Raw genomic sequence first — 15,950 nt, forward strand, 5'->3', positions numbered from 1 at the left:
CTCCCCGCGCGAGCCCTCGCCGCTCGCGGGTCCTTCCGGGCCCTGCCCGCCGGTGCTCTCCCGCCCAGCGGCGGGAGGTCGTCGTCAGGCGAACACCGCTCGCACGGAGTCCCGCAGGATCTCCAGCCCCTGCTCGATCTCGTCGTCGGTGACCGTCAACGGCGGCATGATCTTGACCACTTCGTCCTGCGGGCCCGCGGTTTCCAGGATCATTCCCCTGTCGAAGGCCGCCTTGGAGACCTTGCCCGCCATCTCGGGCTCGGCGAATCCGAGACCGCGGGCGAGTCCCCGCCCCTTGGAGACCAGCCCGGGGTGCTTCGCGCCGAGCTCGTGCAGCGTGCCTGCCACCCGCTCGCCCTTGGCCAGGGTGGAGTCCCGCAGCGCGTCGTCGCTCCAGTACTGCCGCAGCGCCTCGGCCCCAGTGACGAAGGCCGGGTTGTTGCCCCGGAAGGTCCCGTTGTGCTCGCCCGGCTCCCAGACGTCGTGCTCGGGTTTGATCAGCGTCAGCGCCAGCGGGCTGCCGTATCCCCCGATCGACTTGGACAGGCAGACGATGTCGGGCTCGATGCCCGCCTGCTCGAAGCTGAAGAAGGGGCCGGTACGGCCGCAACCCATCTGCACGTCGTCGACGATCAGCAGGATGCCGTGCCTGCCGCACAGCTCGGACAGGTTGCGCAGCCACTCGGCGCGCGAGTCGTTGATGCCGCCCTCCCCCTGGAGGGTCTCGACGATGACCGCGGCGGGTGCGTTGAGCCCGCTGCCGCTGTCGGCCAGCAACCGCTCGAAGTACAGGAAGTCGTCCACCTGGCCGTCGAAGTAGTTGTCGTACGGCATGGGGGTGGCGTGCACCAGGGGGATTCCCGCACCGCCGCGTTTCATCGAGTTGCCCGTGACGGACAGCGAGCCGAGGGTCATCCCGTGGAAGGCGTTGGTGAAGCTGATGACCGACTCACGTCCGGTGATCTTGCGGGCCAGCTTCAACGCGGCTTCCACCGAGTTGGTGCCCGTCGGCCCGGGGAACTGCACCTTGTAGTTGAGCCCGCGCGGCTCGAGCAGGGTCTCGTTCAGCGTGTGCAGGAACTCGGCCCTGGCCGAGGTGGCCTGGTCGAGGCCGTGGTGCACCCCGTCGCGTTCGATGTAGTCGATGAGCCTGCGCTTCAGCAGCGGGTTGTTGTGCCCGTAGTTGAGCGCACCGGCTCCGGCGAAGAAATCCAGGTATCCCTTGCCGTGCTCATCGTACAACCAGCTGCCCTGGGCCTTGTCGAAAACCACGGGCCAGGTGCGGCTGTAGCTGCGCACCTCGGACTCCCGGGTTGCGAAAACGTCCTTCACGATCCTCCGTTCGAACCGGTCGCCCGCGTTCGAGAACGCGATCGCGGGCCGGTTGTGTGCGCGTGGGGCCGCATCGGAAGCGGCCGGGGTTCTCGCGACGGCGCGGGCCGGGTCGGTCACCGGCTCGCGGACGCGCTCGCCGCGACGGGAACCTGCGGGGTTCGCTAGACCGGAGCACCGGCCGTGCCCAGCGGGCCGATGCGATACAGGTCCTCCCCTTCGTGCGTGTCGGGAAACATCCGCGCGGTGAACAGCTCACCGGTGGTGAGCCGGGTTCCGCGATCACGGGCCAACGCCGAGAAGAGGTTGACCGAGGCGGTGTTGTCCGCGGTGATGGTGGTTTCCAGGTAGCGGATTCCGCGCGGCAGGACCTCGCTCAGCAGGCCGTCGAGCAGCCGCGCCGCGATTCGGCGGCCACGCTGCGCCGCGTCCACTCCGATCTGCCACACCACGACGGTGTCCGGGGCGTCCGGTCGGAGGTAGCCGGTGACGAAGCCGACCACCCGTCCGTCCGCGCGGGCCACCAGGGAGGTAGCCGCGAAGTCCCGGCACCACAGCAGATAGACGTAGGAGGAGTTGACATCGAGCACCCCCGAATCACGGGTGATCCGGTACATTTCCTGGCCGTCCGAGACGGCCGGAGCGTCGATCTCCACCCGCCCGGCTGCCCCGCTCGTGCCATCGAGCTCGTCGCTGCCATGGCTCGGTTTCTCGCCGGTCATGTTTCACCAAACTAACCACGGACCGGCGAATTCGCCAGGAAAATCGGCGCCCGAACACCGCACCAGGCGGAAAACAAAAACACACGTGAGGAGGGCAACATTTTCGTTGTGGAGGACGTTTCACCTCGCTAGCAGCGAACGCACCCCTCCGCGCGAGAAAAAGATCAAAAGCCTCTGACCAGGGAAAACTACTACAGTCAAGATCCAATTTCGTCCGACGCGGGGCTTCTCCGGCAAAGAATCCCCCGACTCGCCACCCCGGACCGACATCGAACTTCGTGGACAATCATCCGGTTCGCAATTTCACCCGGAAACCATCCGGGTGTCCGCACCCCCGAGCGCGCCGCATCCGCCCGCCGGAATCCGCACGCACCTAGCGGGGCGCGAGCGCGAAAAAATCCCCCGACCATCGCCGGAGGATTTCGCACCACCGGACGGGTCACGCGCCCGGCGGTTCCTCGCCCCCTCTCGTCGAGGAACCGCCCGCGGCGCGCGCTCGCCCCGGGTCGGGAGCTCACACTCCCGCGTAGGACTGGATCCAGTCGCGGTACTGGGTGACGTTGACGTAGGCGGTGCGGCTGGAGCGGTCGCTGGTGGAGGCCACGCCGACCTGCACGTACTCACCGTCGGCGGCGTTGGCGAACATCGGCCCGCCGGAGTCACCGCCCGCGGGGATGCCGTCACCGCGGGAGGCGCAGATCGCGGTGCCGCCGCGGTAGTCCGAGCAGGAGGTGTCGGTCACCGAGACGTCGGCGACCTTCAGCCGCTGGGACTGGCACTCGATCTCGGGGCGATCGGTGCAGGTGGCACCCCAGCCGTAGGTCTGGACCGTCTCCCAGAGCTGGGCGTCTCCCGGATTGCCCAGCGGGGCGTACTCGACGTCGACCTCGCTGGCGATGTTGACCAGGGCGATGTCCGCGCTCGGGTGGATGTGCACGCCGTTGTCCTGGGCGAAGACCTCACGGCCCTCGGTCTGGTCCAGGCTGCCCACGCGGAAGCTGACCTGATCGGCTCCCTCGACGCAGTGCTGGGCGGTGAGCACCCACTTCGGGGCGATCACGCTGGCCGTGCACGCCTGCTGCCCGTCGGCGAACATCCGGGCGGCCCACGGCGCGTCGGTGGCGTAGTCGCCGTCGATGATCATCGGTTCCGGCGCCGGGGACTCCGCCGAGGCCGCGGCCTGCGCCGGAGCTGCGATGCCCACGGCGATCAGAGCCGCGGCGGCGGCCCGGGACGCGATACGCGCTATCGACAAGCTGGCTCCTTCTTGAACAGCGACTTGGTCGCTTCGTGATCGGAACGTGTCCAAACATCACCCGAAAGAGTGGAAAGGTCAACTATTTGGTCACTAGTCGCCAACCAGCTGGAGCCGAGAACCGTCTGACGGAACAACTCGGGATCAAGTTGCACACCGTGGAGCGAGCACCGCGAAAGCAGCGCGCTGCCCAGGAGACGAGCCGCGGAACACGGCCGCCGCGGTGCCGTGCGGCGGCATCGAGGTCCACAGTGCACCAACCGGGCGAAGACAGTCCGCAGTGGACCTCAGGGAACGGGTCAGGGCCTGACGGGACGCGCTCGGCCGCCGCCCTCGGGAGCTGTTCCGCGCCGATCCCCCGACCTCGGAATCGTCGGGAGCCTCACCCGCTGCGGGAGGTGCTCATCCCTCGCGCGCGTCCAGCACCTCGTGCGGCAGGTACCCCACCGCGGCCAGTCCGTTCGCCGAGCGAGTGCTGTCCTGGGCCGCGTTCACATCCGGTTCCGGACGCCACTCCGGCAGCGGAACCAGTCCCGGCTCGAGCAGTTCGTAGCCGGGCAGCAACGAGCGGATCCGCTCCGGGGAGCGCATGGCCAACGGGGTGTGCGTGCTCTGATAGACGTACTCGCTGCTGCGCACCTGGTCCACGGACATCGTCAGCGGTGCGCCGTGCGAGACCGCCAGGTAACTGCCCGGAGCGCAGTTGTCCCGGTAGCGACGCACGATCCCCGCCGGATCGTCCGCGTCGGGGACGTACGGCAGCACCGACACGGCCAGCACGGCGATCGGGCGACTGAAGTCGAGCAGTCCGGCCACCCCCGGCGCGGCCAGCACCGCCTCCGGCTCGCGCATGTCCGCCTGCGTGACCGTGACCCCTTCGGTCCCGCGGAGCAGCTCCTTGGAGTGGGAGACCACTTCGGGCTCCACGTCGACGTAGGCCACCCTGGCACCGGCACGCCTGCGCCCGGCGATTTCGTGAACGTTTCCGACCGTGGGCATTCCCGACCCCAGGTCCAGAAACTGATCGATTCCCCGGTCGCAGAGAAAACGAATCACACGGCAGAGGAAGGCGCGAGTGGCACGGGCGTAAACCTGAATCTCGGGCACCTCGGGCAGCAGCCGATCAACGGCCTGCCTGTCCACGGCGAAATTCGCCGTTCCCCCCAGGCAATAATCGAACATGCGCGCGGCGCTGGGGCACTGCATGTTCACCCCCCGACCGTAGAGGTCCCCCGCTATGCGGTTCAGCGGCCGCCCGTGCGGCTCGTCCTGGGCACCACCGCTCCGGGCCTCGGGAGGACGAACATCCGTCATGGATCCCATGGTACAGCCGACATCGGGAATTTCGGAACAGCACCACCCCGCCGAGAAGACGGGAAAACGATCTTCCGCGCAAAAATAACTCGCTGCGCTCTCAATCGTGCACAATTCGTGTCGACATCTTTCCCGGTGTCCCGCTCCGCCGCCCCGAAAACAGACCGGGACACCGGGTTTCTCGATTCACTTTCGGGAAAGGCGAGAACTCGTCCCGATGCCTCACCCGAAAGGGACTCGCAAGTCGGCGGGGTTCCCGTCCGGGGAGCCGAACGTGACGGTACCCCCGGAACTCTCGTCCCGATACCGGGTGTCGACGGTGTCGATCACCAGCGCCAGTCGGTGCCCGGCGGGAACCTCCCAGGAAGTGGGACGCAGTGCCACTTCGACGCGCCGCTGCACCCCGGGCTCCCCGCTGCGCAGCGTGACCGGCTTACGGCTGATGAGGCTGCCCCGCCCCGCGGGCCCCACGTCGTAGAGGTGGACGAACAGCGAGACGCTCCGCGCGCTGGGAGTGACCGTCACGCCCAGCTTCGGGGTTCCGCTGACCAGGACTTCCTCGGAACGGGGCTCGGTGGCCCAGACCGCCGCGTCCTCCCGGTCCACCAGCGGCAGCGGGCCCCCCACCGGCATGCGGGTGAATCCCTGCAGTGCCCCGCTGACCAGGACGGTTCCGCTGTGGGCCGGCGTCGGGTCGCCCGCCTCGATCCGGTGCTGCCAGCTCGGCCGCTCGTCCGTGGGCAGCTCACCCGTTCCGGGGACGAGGGGATGCCGATTCCGGGGGGCGTCCAGGTAGTGCGTCTCGGTGCGGCGGCTCACCGCCCGCCAACTCGAATACGAACGCCATTCAGAGCTGTTGAGCGGTTGGAGCTCCACCCCACTGGCGGGCACACCCCGGTCGACCCCACGCAGGTGCTGGTCGAACCAGTCGGCCACCCGCTCCCAGACGCGGTTGGGCAGCCCGGCCGCCCCGAACAGTTCGGGGTCGCGTGGTCGCCGGGGGAGAGCATCAGCCTCTTGGGCCCGTTCAACCGCTCGAACATCTCGGTGATCTGCCCGGGTGGGAACAGCGAGTCCTGCCAGGCATTGGCCAGCAGCACCGCGGTTCCGTTGGCGTTGAGCTGGTCGATCCGGTTCTTCGGCGAACGCTCGCGGGCCATGTCCAGCTCGTCCTCGACGCGGTGCTGCCGGTAGGCGCGCTCCAGTTCACGCAGGTCGGAGCCGAGGCGTCCCGTGAGCTTCCCGCTGGCGAGCAGCAGTTCGGCCGCCGCCGAGCTGACCGTCTCGTTCGGATAGAGCGAGGCGACCAGATCGGACCAACCGCTCATGGCCGCCACAGCGTCCACTCTGGAGTCCTCCGCCGCGGTGAGGGCGCTGATCCCGGCACCGTAGGAGATCCCGGCCATGCCGACGTGCTCGTCCCCGGCCGAGGTGTGCTCCACCGCCCAGTCGATCACCTTCCGCGCGTCGGCGACGTCCGCGGAGCCGGCGACCTCGACCTCTCCCCCTGATCCGTGGAAGCCGCGGGCCGTGTAACTGACGACCACGCATCCCGACTCGTGGCCAACCTGACCGCGGCGCCCACGTACTCGATGTTCGGCAGCGCCCAGCTGGCCGGCATCACCAGCAGCGGGCGGGGACCGCGATCCGCGCCTTCCGGTTCGATGACCTTGGCCGCCAGTGAAATTCCACCCGATCCGGCTATCTTCGCCTCGCGGACGGTGAATCCCTCCGCGGTCGCGGCCGCGGGGGCCACCAGTTGACCGCACAGGACCGCGGTGATCGCGGTCGTGACGAGCGCGGGTAATCGACGCACCGTTGCGACTCCCTTCCGCAGGAACGGCGGGGCGTTTCCGATCCGACGGCGCGCCCCGGGAAAACCCACCGCGCTGTGATCCATGACACATGGGACGTCAGTAAACCTCTCCTACTGACGGGTAGCAAGAGGCGAACGACTCTCACACGATTCACCACTCGGCCACGAAAAAGCCAACCACCCGTCAATCCTCGTTTCGGCCGCTCGTAAGCTTGCACTCGGTGTAACCCCGAACCGACTTACAGCTACGAGCAGTGACGAGCGGACGGCGGTGAGATGGCGAACACGACTGGTTCCTGGCTGCGTGAGCCCATACGCGACGACGTCGTGGACCTGTGGCGGCTGCGCGAGGTCCACTGCACGGCCGACACCGACTTCCAACGTGTCCTCATCGCGGACACCCACCTCGGTGTCACCCTGTTCTGCGACGACAACCCGCAGAGCGCCGAGAACGGCCAGCTGATCTTCCACGAGGCCGAGTTCACCCCCGCCGCGCTGCTGGCGGAGCAGCTGCGCAGCGTGCTGGTCATCGGGTGCAGCGAGGGCACGGTCCCGCTCATAGCGACCGAGCTCGGCGTCGAGCACGTCGACCACGTGGACATCGACCCCGAGTGCGTGCGGCTGTGCGCCGACCACCTGCCCTACGGCTACACCCCCGAGGACCTGAAGCGGGCCGAGCGCGGTGAGGGCGCCGTCCGGCTGCACTACGCCGACGGGGCCGACTTCGTCTCCGAGGCGCTGCGCCGGGGTGACCGCTACGACGTGATCGTGCTCGACCTGCCGGAGGAGGACGAGGACCAGGACGCGGGCCACAACGCGATGTACGGGCAGGGGTTCTTCACCACCTACCGGCAGCTGCTGAATCCGGGTGGGGTGCTCAGCACCCACGTCAGCAGGCCGCACCTGAGCTTTCCCACGGCCGAAACCGCGGAGAGCCTGCGCCGCCCGTGGCAGCAACTCGGCAACACCTTCGGCACCAGGGTCTTCTTCCGCTCCACCGAACACCCCTGGGCGGCGATCATGCTCGCCACGCCCGCCGAGGTCGACGAGCCGGTTCGGCTGATGCGGGAGCGGTTGCCCCAGCTCGCCCGCGCGCCGCGAACCATCGACGACGCGGAGCTGCGCGGGGCCACGTATCTGCCACTGGCCCTGCGCTGACCAGGGATAGAAAGAGCTGAAAAGGACTGGAAAGGCTTGAAGGCCGGGGCGGGGAGCTCCGCAGCGGTGAGCTCACGCCCCGGCCGGGCCCTGCTAGGAGCGGCTGCGGTGGAAGATCAGCCGGTAGAGGATCAGCAGTATCAGCGAGCCGATCACGGCCCAGATGAAGCTGGCGAGGTTGAAACCGGACACACCGTCCGAGCCGAAGAAGGAAGTGCCGATCCAGCCGCCGAGCAGCCCGCCGAGTATGCCGATGATGATGGTGACGATGATTCCGCCCGGATCCTTGCCCGGCATGATCACCTTGGCCACAGCTCCCGCGATCAGACCGAACAGGATCCAGCTGAGAATGCCCACCGTGAACTCCGTTTCGTGGGTCGGCGCTACTACCTGAACGACTTTTACCCCAGAAGGCGGTGTTTCAAACGGAGATCCTCGTCATATCGGCGTGTCGGAGGCTCCGTCGACCGGTTCACTGCCGGGGCCAGTGCGGTGGCGGTCCGAACCTGCGCAGCAGGGTGACGGGAGAGGGGAACAGCGCACGGCCCGCGAAGTAGTTGACGCCCGCGAGCACCACCGCCACGAACGGCAGCGCGGTGAAGACGGCAACGGCCGCAGCGGAGTGCTCGTCCCACCCACCGGAGGCAGCGGGCGGAGCCGCGTTGACCGTCAGCATCGCGTAGCAGGACGAGGCCATGATCACGGTGAACACGAGCGGGGTCAGCAGCACCCGCCGCTTGACGGTGGAGCTCGGCACGTCCAGCCTGCAGGCGGTCACGCAGCCGCGCCCGGTCCACACCAGGATCGCGCTGCACAGCGCCATCATCGCGGCCATGACCGCGTAGGGCACCGCGCTGGACGCGAACGAGTACGGACCGGTGGGCAGCCAGTACGCCAGCACCGGCAGCGCGATCGCGATCGTCCCGGAGAGCGCGGTCGAGACGCCGCCCAGCCGGGTGGCGGCCTTGCGCGACCGGCGCGCCTCCCGCTCGGGCAGGTTGACGGAGTCCGGGAACTCGACCGCTCCGCTCGGGATAGCGCCGGGAGCTCGCCCGTTGGCGTGGTGTCGCTGAAGCACCCCGTACGTGGGCGGGAGCAGCCCTCGCGTCCCGAAGTGGCCGAAACCGGCCGAGACCGGAGCGAGCACGGCGAGCAGCAGGACGACGATCAGAGCCGCGGGTGAGCTCCCCACCGCGGAGGTCGACCGCACGAGGACGCCGATCAGGGCGGGCACCGCGAGCACGATCGTCAGGATCCAGCAGAGCAGCGTGAGGCGTCCGGTCTGCTCGGCCAGTGCCAGGTTCAGGTGTCCCCGCGCCAGGTGGGAGGGTGCTGTCAGCAGGACGCTGCCGGACACCAGCAGTGCCAGGGCGGTCAGCCCCTCCACCACCAGCACGAAGTTGACCGTGCCCCACAGCGCGAACACGAGGGCTCCCGTGAGCACGGCCAGCACCGTCGAGACCGCGCCCGCCCTCCTGGTGGCGGTGCGGAGCTCGCGCTCCAGCGAGGGCGGGACCTGGAGGAAGCGCAGCAGGAAGGAGCGGTCGGCCGGTCTCACTGGGCCGTCGGTCCCCTCGACTCGCCGCAGCGGGAGGCGCTTGCCGTTCCCGCCGCGCGAAGTTGTCCGGAGTGGAACGAGTTCTCGGTCGGTCGGTCGCTGCGCTGTTTCACGCCGGGCAGACTAGCAACATCTCCTGCCGGTGCGCGGCGATTCGGGCAAAAGCTCGCGCACGGGCAGGCCGTCGTGTCGGGCCGACCCCCGCACGCGGGGACTGCTCTCGGACGGCGCAGTCCCGCACGACCGCCCGTGGGAGTGCCCACTTCGGGCTGACCACTCCCGCGAAAGGCAGCTCTTCCGCCCCGTTCTCCGGTAGTGTTCGAACCTTCCACACCCGAACGAGCACCGGTTCGACGGAAGAGAGCCATGAGCACCCACACCTCGCCCCCGCGACGGGACTGGAGAACGGCCACGGCCCGCCTGCTGAACGAGGCGCTGGCTCCCTCGGTGATCGTCCTCGTGCTACCGCTGACGGTGGCCTGGCAGGCCACCGGGGCCGTGCTCCCGACCGTGCTGTGGAGCTCGGTGGTCGCGCTGACCAGCAGCGTGCTGCCGATGGGCGTGGTCGTCTGGGGCAGCCGGACCGGGCGGTGGGACGGGCACCACGTCCGGGACCGCCGCGGGCGGCTGATCCCCTTCATCACGCTGATCGTGCTCAGCATGCTCGGATTGGCCATACTGATCTCGGCCGAGGCTCCGTGGCCGCTGATCGCGCTGGACATCGGCATGATCGTGAGCCTGTTCCTCACCGGAGCGATCACCATCTTCTGGAAGGTCTCCATACACTCGGCCGTGGCCGCAGGGGCCACGGTCGTGCTGGCGCTGACCTACGGGGCGCTCTGGTGGCTGCTGGCCGTCGTGGTGGCGGCCGTCTCCTGGGCCCGCGTGGCCGTCGAGGACCACACCCCCGCGCAAGTCGTCGGCGGCGCGCTGACCGGAGCGCTCGTCGGCAGCGGGTGCTTCGCGATGCTGGTCGGAAACGCCACCCCGATCCCGTGGTGAACCAACATCGCCGCCGCGCCGCCCTCCGGTCACACAAGCAGCGGTGCGGCCCTGGGGCGCTCGCTCAGTCCGCCTCCCAACCGGTGAGCGCGGCACGCATCGACGCCTCGAAGAACTCGGCCGGATCGCCCAGCTCCACGGCCAGGTGTCCGCCGAGCTCGAGCGAGACCAGGCCGTGCACCGCGCTCCAGAGCGCGGTCGCCACCCGCAGGGGATCGTCCTGCCGCAGCACGCCCTGCCGCATCCCCCGCTCCACGCTCCTGCGCAGCGGCTCGAAGGTGTCCGCGGCCCGCTGCTGCGAGCGCTGCCCCGGTTTCACCCCCGAAGGGGTCGAGCCGAACATGACCACGTAGAAGTGCGGGTCGTCCAGCGCGCTGGCGCGGTAGGCGCGTCCGAGCCGGAGGATGTCCTCGCGCGGGTCGCCCGTGCCTGCGACCTCGGCCAGATGCGCCCCGAACCGGGCGAACGCCTCGTCGAAAACGGCTCGCAGCAGCTGCTCCCGCCCGCCGAACAGCGAGTAGATGGCTCTGGTCGTCGTCCCGGCCTCCTGGGCCAGAGCTCGCAGGCTCACCCCTTCGGGCCCTTTCTCCGAGAGCTTCTCACCAGCCAGTGCGAGCAGGCGCTGCCGCAGAACTTCGTCGTGGACTCGTGGCCGAGGCATGGACCCAGGGTAGATCCCGCGCTATTCTGAAACAGCGTTGCAAAACCTGATCGAGGATCCCTCCATGACCGGGAAAGTGTTCAACGGGCGCTACACCGCCGACCTCGACGGGCAGGAGACCGTGGTCTTCCTGATCGGAATGCGCTTCAACCACTGGTGGCGAGCGGACAAGTGGGCCACGGTGGTCACCGCCATGCCGCGCATGCTGCGCCACCTCGAAACCCGCGACGCGGGACTGCTGAACTGGAGGATGTGGTTCGGCCGCACGATCCTCGTGGTGCAGTACTGGCGCAGCGTCGAGGAGCTGCACACCTTCGCCACGTCCTCCTCAGCGCCGCACGCGACGGCGTGGCGCGAGTTCAACCGCCGCATCGGCGCCGACGGCACCGTCGGGATATGGCACGAGACCTACCTCGTCAGCCCCGGACGCGCCGAAGCCGTATACGACAACATGCCCGCCTTCGGACTCGCGAAGGCCACCCACCACGTGCCGATCGGACCGGGCAGGCAGACCGCCAAGGCCCGCCTCGCCCACGGCACCGACGAGACCTGACCCCGCGGCCGCTCCTCAGCTCCCCGCCACGAGGATCATCGGGACGTCTTCGGACACGACCGGGTGAAAACGCGTTTCACGCTCCCGGCCGAAACGTCCCACTTCCGGGGATGGCAAGCTCAGCGCTTCGGAAGTGCCGAGCCGCACGCCGGATCCCGGATCGAGCAACGGCGGACGAGGAGGAACGGATGAGCACGGTCCAGCGAACCGGGCGCCCCGGAGATCCGGGATACCTGCTGGCGGTCTACCCGAACCGAACCCGTTTGGGGCTGCTGACGCTGGGCGCGCTGGTGTTCATCCTGTTCGGACTGACCATGTGCTACGAGGCCGTCACCGCGATGAGCTCGGCACCACGGGCGGGAGTCTTCCTGGCGCTCGGCGCCGCCGGAATCGTGTTCTTCGGGACGTTCCTGGTCTACGGAGCGTTACGCCTGTTCAAGCCGAAACCGGTCGTGCTGCTGGACAACGCCGGGCTGCGCGATCACGCCTCGCTGACCAGCGTCGGCTTCATCGGCTGGCACGACATCGCCGGGGCCGTGGCCGACACCGACGGCACCCAGCGCGTGCTGAGCGTCGTGCTCGTCGCCCCCGAGAAGGTGCTCGGACGCGTTACCGGATTCAAGGGCCTGCTGCTGCGCACCAGCACCAGGATGACCGGCACACCGGTCAACATCTCGCAGACCACGGTGGCCATGCCGGTACCGCAGCTCGCCGCCGAGATCCGACTCGCGGCGGAGAAGGCCCCGCGCGGGGTCTGAGTTCCGCCGCGAAGCGGCCCCACCGCGGCTCCCGGGGGGCGGGAACCGATCAGCACCACGGCCGGTGCGGCTAGCGAAGCACCGGACCGGCCCCGGCCGCGTCGACGGCCCGCGCCACGCGGTGACCCCGTTCCGAGCGCCACCCGGGCACCGCACCGGGAGCACGGCAGCCTCCGGTGCGCGGCGGGACGGCTCAGCCCTCGCCCGCGGGAAGTGTCTTCATCGCGATGTAGCTGGTCACCGCGACGATTCCGGGGAGCTCGGCGAGCTTGTCGGCGTGGAACGTCTCGTAGGTGGGCAGGTCGGGAACCTCGACGTGGAGCAGGTAGTCGTGGTTGCCCGTCACGTGGTGGCACCGGACCACCTCGGGCAGCAGCACGACCCGGCTCTCGAACTCGCGGACGTCCTCCTTGGCGTGCCGCTCGAGCCGGACGCCGACGAAGACGCGAAGCCCCCGTCCGACCGCGGCCGGGTCGACAACGGCGCGGTAGCCGCGGATGGTTCCGGACTCCTCCAGGCGACGGACGCGCCGCAGGCACGGCGAGGGCGACAGCCCGACCCGCTCGGCGAGCTCCTGGTTGCTGATACGGCCGTCCCGCTCCAGCACCTCCAGGATCGCCCTGTCGACATCGTCCATGCCCGGAAATCCCATCTCACCGCTGTTGGCATCCTGTTGCGCCATTCCATGCTAGGCGGCAATCCAATGCCGGGAGCGACGCAACGCACTGCCAAATCTCCCCGCTCGTGCTGACCCCGCTGCGGTCCCGGCCGCACACTGCCCGGTGTGACGGAACCTTCCCCGCAACAGAACAGGAGAGCCGTGTCCGAGCCGGACCAGACGCGCGCAGTCCACGCGGACCGCGGGACATCCCGGGACGGGGGTCCCGTGGTGCCGCCCATCCACCAGTCGGCGACCTTCCACTCCGCGGACGAGCGGGCGTTCGCCGCGGCCGCGGTCGAGCCCCGTGGCCAGGACTTCTACACCCGCTACGGCAATCCCGACCACGCGCACGTAGCGGCCGTGCTGGCCGAACTGGAAAACGCCGAAACCGCCCTGGTCACCGCCTCGGGGATGGGTGCGCTCACCACGACGGTGCTCAGCCTGGCCTCGGCCGGGGACCACGTGATCGGGCAGACCAGCACGTACGGCGGCACAGCCTCGCTGCTGACGAACCTGCTGCCCCGCCTGGGCATACACACCACCCAGGTGGACCAGACGGATCCGCAGGAGTTCGCACGGGCGATGACTCCTCGAACGAAGCTCGTGCTGCTCGAAACCCCCAGCAACCCGCTGCTGCGGATCACCGACCTGCGGGCCGTGACGGAGCTGGCCCGCGCGCACGACGCCCGGACGGTGGTCGACAGCACCTTCGCCACACCGGTGAACCAGCGACCGCTGGAGCTCGGCGCCGACCTGGTGCTGCACAGCGCCACCAAGTACCTGAACGGGCACTCGGACGTCTCCGCCGGAGCCGTCGCCGGACCGGCGGAGCTGCTGGACCGCGTCTGGGAGACCGGTGTGGTCACCGGAGCGACGCTCGGTCCGTTCGACGCGTGGCTGCTGTTGCGCGGCCTGCGCACCCTGCCGCTGCGCATGGAGCGGCACAACGCCAACGGCCAGGCCCTCGCGGAAGCGCTGCGGACGCACCCGGGCGTCACCGCAGTGCACTACCCCGGTCTGGAGAGCCATCCGCAGCACGCGCTCGCGGCCGAGCAGATGAGCGGTTACGGAGGGGTGCTGGCCGTCGAGTTCACCGGCGGCTACACGGCGGCGAGCACGTTCATCGAACGACTGCGGTACCCGCGGCGCGCCGCGAGCCTCGGAGGAGTCGAGAGCCTGGCCGTGCACCCCGGGGCCATGTGGGCCGGGGTGCTGGACGAACAGCAGCTCGCGGATGCGGGCATCCCGCCAGGGCTGGTCCGGCTGGCCGCGGGTATCGAGGAGAGCTCCGATCTCGTGTCCGACGTGCTCGCGGCGGCCGAACGGCTGTGACCGGTGCGTGACGCGGGCCCCGCTACCGCGGCGGTTCCGCGCGGATCAGCCCAGGTCGGTGGGGTCGGTGTTGGCCCCGCACAGCACCACGGCCACCCGCTCGCCCGCCGAGGGGCGGTAGGCTCCGGACAGCAGCGCCGCCATCGCCGACGCCGTGCCGTGCTCGACCACGACGCGGTACTCGTCCCACAGGTGCTCGCGAGCGGCGACGATGTCGGAGTCCTCGACCAGCACCGACTCCACCCCGGTGCGCACGGCCACCTCGTGGGCGAGGTCGCCGAGCCGGGAAGCACCGAGCGAGTCGGCGGCCACCCCGGAAACGTCCACTTCGACCGGACCACCGGCCTCCAGGGCGGAACCGAGGGTCGGGATGGTGCGGGGCTCGACGCCCACCACCCGAGCGGAGGACTCGGTGGCCGCGGCGACACCGGCCATCAAACCTCCCCCGCCGACGGCGAGCAGGACCGTGTCCAACTCCCCACCGGTCTGCTCGAGAAGTTCCGTGCCCAGCGTGCCCTGGCCCGCGCAGATCTCGGGCTGGTCGTAGGCGTGGCAGAACAACGCGCCCGAGCCGGACGCGTCCGCCACCGCCGCGTCGTAGGCCTCCGCGTACTTCCGACCGGTGCGCACCACCTCAGCGCCGAGCTTCTCCAGCTTGGCCACCTTCACCGCGGGGGCGCTCTCCGGCACGTACACCCGAGCGGGCAAGTTCCGCCGCGCGGCCGCGCAGGCCACGGCCAGCCCCGCGTTTCCCCCCGAAGCAGCCACCACTCCGACGTCATCGGCCTGCCCGGAGGCGATCCCGGACAGAACGCGGTTGAACGCGCCCCGGGCCTTGAACGAGCCGGTCAGCTGCAACTGCTCCAGCTTCAACCAGAGCTTGGCCGCACCGGGCACGATTCCCGGCGGGAGTTCGAGCACCGGAGTGCGCCTGATGTGCCCGGAGATGCGCTGCTGCGCCGCTTCGACGTCGGAACGAGTGACCATGCGGCCAGTCTGCCCATCCCGATCGCCCCCGCGCCAACGGTTTCACGCCGTCCGGGATCTCCTCCCACCGTGCGCGGCAGAGCGCCGCCCCGGTGCTGTCAGAGAGCTCTCTCGAACAGGGTCACGCTGAACAGGTTCCCGAAGTCGCGCCTGCCGACCTCGCGGAATCCCTGGCCGCTGTAGAACGCACGCAGCACGTGGTTGGACTCGACGCAGTCGAGCCGGAAAAGCTCCACACCTGCCGCCCGCCCGATCTCGGCGGCACTGTCCAACATGAACTTGCCCAGTCCCGCCCCGGCCGCGCGGCGGTCGACCATGAGCCCGTGCACGTACACTGCGGGGGTGGCGTCGGCGCCCCAGAAATCGGGGTCGGACCACAGCACCCGCATCGCCGCGGCCAGGCCGATGTCCGGCAGGTGCGCGCAGCGCCACTCCCCACGATCGACCTGGGCGGCCACTTCCTCCCCGCTCACCTCGCCGCGCGGCCACTGCCGGATTCCCCTGGCGTGCAGCCACTCCTCGAGATGCCTGCGCAGCCGGTGAATGGAAGTCACCTGATCGGGCGTGGCGATCTCGACCCTACGAGGAAGCGTGTCGACCATGCGGCACAGGCTATCCGGGGAGCGCGTGGGACCCAACGCCCACGAGCAGCGCCCACCGGCGCGAGGTCGAACCGAACGCGGCGCCCCCTCGAACCCTCCAGCAGAAGGCTGACTCCGCCCCGAGTGCCTCGAGCCCACTCGGGAAGAGGCCCGGGGCGTGAGTCGGATGCGCTGCGAGATCGGGCCGTTGCCGCGCAGGGGCTGCTCACCAGCGTGCCCAACGCTTCCGAGGAGCCGAC

Annotated in this window: 18 protein-coding genes; 6 read left to right on the plus strand and 12 right to left on the minus strand. The window is 69.6% G+C overall.

Annotated features, from left to right (window positions below; genetic code table 11):
* Positions 1-84: 84 nt before the first annotated feature.
* From ectB to G9Q41_RS22030, 6 genes are all read right to left on the minus strand, one after another.
* Positions 85-1,332, minus strand: coding sequence for a diaminobutyrate--2-oxoglutarate transaminase (gene ectB, locus G9Q41_RS14790; protein ID WP_092527609.1), 1,248 nt, complete (start codon positions 1,330-1,332; stop codon positions 85-87).
* A 164-nt stretch (positions 1,333-1,496) separates the two neighbouring features.
* Entirely contained in the window at positions 1,497-2,054 is a 558-nt protein-coding gene (gene ectA, locus G9Q41_RS14795) for a diaminobutyrate acetyltransferase (protein ID WP_092524500.1), read from the minus strand.
* Between the two features lie 514 nt (positions 2,055-2,568).
* On the minus strand, positions 2,569-3,309 hold the full coding sequence (locus tag G9Q41_RS14800; RefSeq protein WP_092524502.1) for a trypsin-like serine protease: 741 nt from the start codon (positions 3,307-3,309) through the stop codon (positions 2,569-2,571).
* 402 nt (positions 3,310-3,711) lie between these two features.
* On the minus strand, positions 3,712-4,623 hold the full coding sequence (locus tag G9Q41_RS14805) for an SAM-dependent methyltransferase (protein ID WP_347567542.1): 912 nt from the start codon (positions 4,621-4,623) through the stop codon (positions 3,712-3,714).
* A gap of 222 nt (positions 4,624-4,845) precedes the next feature.
* Positions 4,846-5,514 (minus strand): CocE/NonD family hydrolase C-terminal non-catalytic domain-containing protein, encoded by a 669-nt coding sequence (locus G9Q41_RS22025; protein ID WP_347568692.1) that lies wholly within the window; start codon positions 5,512-5,514, stop codon positions 4,846-4,848.
* Positions 5,439-6,170 (minus strand): CocE/NonD family hydrolase, encoded by a 732-nt coding sequence (locus tag G9Q41_RS22030; protein ID WP_347567540.1) that lies wholly within the window; start codon positions 6,168-6,170, stop codon positions 5,439-5,441. The genes G9Q41_RS22025 and G9Q41_RS22030 overlap by 76 nt, the downstream gene beginning before the upstream one ends.
* 12 nt (positions 6,171-6,182) lie before the next feature.
* Here G9Q41_RS22030 and G9Q41_RS22035 point away from each other — a divergent pair, with 12 nt between their 5' ends.
* Positions 6,183-6,386, plus strand: coding sequence for a hypothetical protein (locus G9Q41_RS22035; protein ID WP_242687512.1), 204 nt, complete (start codon positions 6,183-6,185; stop codon positions 6,384-6,386).
* Positions 6,387-6,715: 329 nt separating this feature from the next.
* A complete protein-coding gene (locus tag G9Q41_RS14815; RefSeq protein ID WP_165632819.1) occupies positions 6,716-7,597 on the plus strand; it encodes a hypothetical protein in 882 nt (293 codons plus the stop codon).
* Positions 7,598-7,690: 93 nt separating this feature from the next.
* Here the strand turns inward: G9Q41_RS14815 and G9Q41_RS14820 are convergent, their stop codons facing one another.
* Together G9Q41_RS14820 and G9Q41_RS14825 are read right to left on the minus strand one after the other, a co-directional pair.
* Entirely contained in the window at positions 7,691-7,954 is a 264-nt protein-coding gene (locus G9Q41_RS14820) for a GlsB/YeaQ/YmgE family stress response membrane protein (RefSeq protein ID WP_092524510.1), read from the minus strand.
* Positions 7,955-8,069: 115 nt separating this feature from the next.
* Positions 8,070-9,155, minus strand: a complete 1,086-nt coding sequence (locus G9Q41_RS14825; RefSeq protein WP_165632818.1) for a hypothetical protein — start codon at positions 9,153-9,155, stop codon at positions 8,070-8,072.
* A gap of 366 nt (positions 9,156-9,521) precedes the next feature.
* Here G9Q41_RS14825 and G9Q41_RS14830 point away from each other — a divergent pair, with 366 nt between their 5' ends.
* Positions 9,522-10,157, plus strand: coding sequence for a phosphatase PAP2 family protein (locus G9Q41_RS14830; protein ID WP_092524514.1), 636 nt, complete (start codon positions 9,522-9,524; stop codon positions 10,155-10,157).
* Positions 10,158-10,221: 64 nt separating this feature from the next.
* Here the strand turns inward: G9Q41_RS14830 and G9Q41_RS14835 are convergent, their stop codons facing one another.
* Positions 10,222-10,818 carry a TetR/AcrR family transcriptional regulator gene (locus tag G9Q41_RS14835; RefSeq protein WP_165632817.1) on the minus strand — a complete coding sequence of 199 codons (597 nt, stop codon included), beginning with the start codon at positions 10,816-10,818 and terminating at the stop codon, positions 10,222-10,224.
* Positions 10,819-10,882: 64 nt separating this feature from the next.
* Between G9Q41_RS14835 and G9Q41_RS14840 the strand changes: the two genes are divergently transcribed.
* Together G9Q41_RS14840 and G9Q41_RS14845 are read left to right on the plus strand one after the other, a co-directional pair.
* A complete protein-coding gene (locus G9Q41_RS14840) occupies positions 10,883-11,371 on the plus strand; it encodes a DUF4188 domain-containing protein (protein WP_165632816.1) in 489 nt (162 codons plus the stop codon).
* Positions 11,372-11,559: 188 nt separating this feature from the next.
* Entirely contained in the window at positions 11,560-12,129 is a 570-nt protein-coding gene (locus tag G9Q41_RS14845) for an STM3941 family protein (RefSeq protein ID WP_165632815.1), read from the plus strand.
* Between the two features lie 193 nt (positions 12,130-12,322).
* On the opposite strand, the gene G9Q41_RS14850 is transcribed toward G9Q41_RS14845, so the two are convergent.
* On the minus strand, positions 12,323-12,766 hold the full coding sequence (locus G9Q41_RS14850) for an Lrp/AsnC family transcriptional regulator (RefSeq protein WP_092527615.1): 444 nt from the start codon (positions 12,764-12,766) through the stop codon (positions 12,323-12,325).
* Between the two features lie 249 nt (positions 12,767-13,015).
* On the opposite strand from G9Q41_RS14850, the gene G9Q41_RS14855 reads away from it, so the two are divergent.
* Entirely contained in the window at positions 13,016-14,122 is a 1,107-nt protein-coding gene (locus G9Q41_RS14855) for an aminotransferase class I/II-fold pyridoxal phosphate-dependent enzyme (protein WP_347567539.1), read from the plus strand.
* Between the two features lie 45 nt (positions 14,123-14,167).
* Here the strand turns inward: G9Q41_RS14855 and G9Q41_RS14860 are convergent, their stop codons facing one another.
* Positions 14,168-15,109 (minus strand): threonine/serine dehydratase, encoded by a 942-nt coding sequence (locus tag G9Q41_RS14860; protein ID WP_165632813.1) that lies wholly within the window; start codon positions 15,107-15,109, stop codon positions 14,168-14,170.
* Positions 15,110-15,207: 98 nt separating this feature from the next.
* On the minus strand, positions 15,208-15,711 hold the full coding sequence (locus G9Q41_RS14865) for a GNAT family N-acetyltransferase (protein WP_165632812.1): 504 nt from the start codon (positions 15,709-15,711) through the stop codon (positions 15,208-15,210).
* Positions 15,712-15,950 lie beyond the last annotated feature (239 nt).

The organism is Actinopolyspora sp. BKK2, assembly GCF_011291845.1.
GTDB classification, from domain to species: domain Bacteria; phylum Actinomycetota; class Actinomycetes; order Mycobacteriales; family Pseudonocardiaceae; genus Actinopolyspora; species Actinopolyspora saharensis.

Coding starts and splice junctions, on each gene's coding strand:
- ectA (WP_092524500.1), bottom strand. CDS start 2,054: ATGACCGGCGAGAAACCGAGCCATGGCAGCGACGAGCTCGATGGCACG.
- G9Q41_RS14805 (WP_347567542.1), bottom strand. CDS start 4,623: ATGACGGATGTTCGTCCTCCCGAGGCCCGGAGCGGTGGTGCCCAGGAC.
- G9Q41_RS14815 (WP_165632819.1), top strand. CDS start 6,716: ATGGCGAACACGACTGGTTCCTGGCTGCGTGAGCCCATACGCGACGAC.
- G9Q41_RS14830 (WP_092524514.1), top strand. CDS start 9,522: ATGAGCACCCACACCTCGCCCCCGCGACGGGACTGGAGAACGGCCACG.
- G9Q41_RS14835 (WP_165632817.1), bottom strand. CDS start 10,818: ATGCCTCGGCCACGAGTCCACGACGAAGTTCTGCGGCAGCGCCTGCTC.
- G9Q41_RS14840 (WP_165632816.1), top strand. CDS start 10,883: ATGACCGGGAAAGTGTTCAACGGGCGCTACACCGCCGACCTCGACGGG.
- G9Q41_RS14845 (WP_165632815.1), top strand. CDS start 11,560: ATGAGCACGGTCCAGCGAACCGGGCGCCCCGGAGATCCGGGATACCTG.
- G9Q41_RS14850 (WP_092527615.1), bottom strand. CDS start 12,766: ATGGACGATGTCGACAGGGCGATCCTGGAGGTGCTGGAGCGGGACGGC.
- G9Q41_RS14860 (WP_165632813.1), bottom strand. CDS start 15,109: ATGGTCACTCGTTCCGACGTCGAAGCGGCGCAGCAGCGCATCTCCGGG.
- G9Q41_RS14865 (WP_165632812.1), bottom strand. CDS start 15,711: ATGGTCGACACGCTTCCTCGTAGGGTCGAGATCGCCACGCCCGATCAG.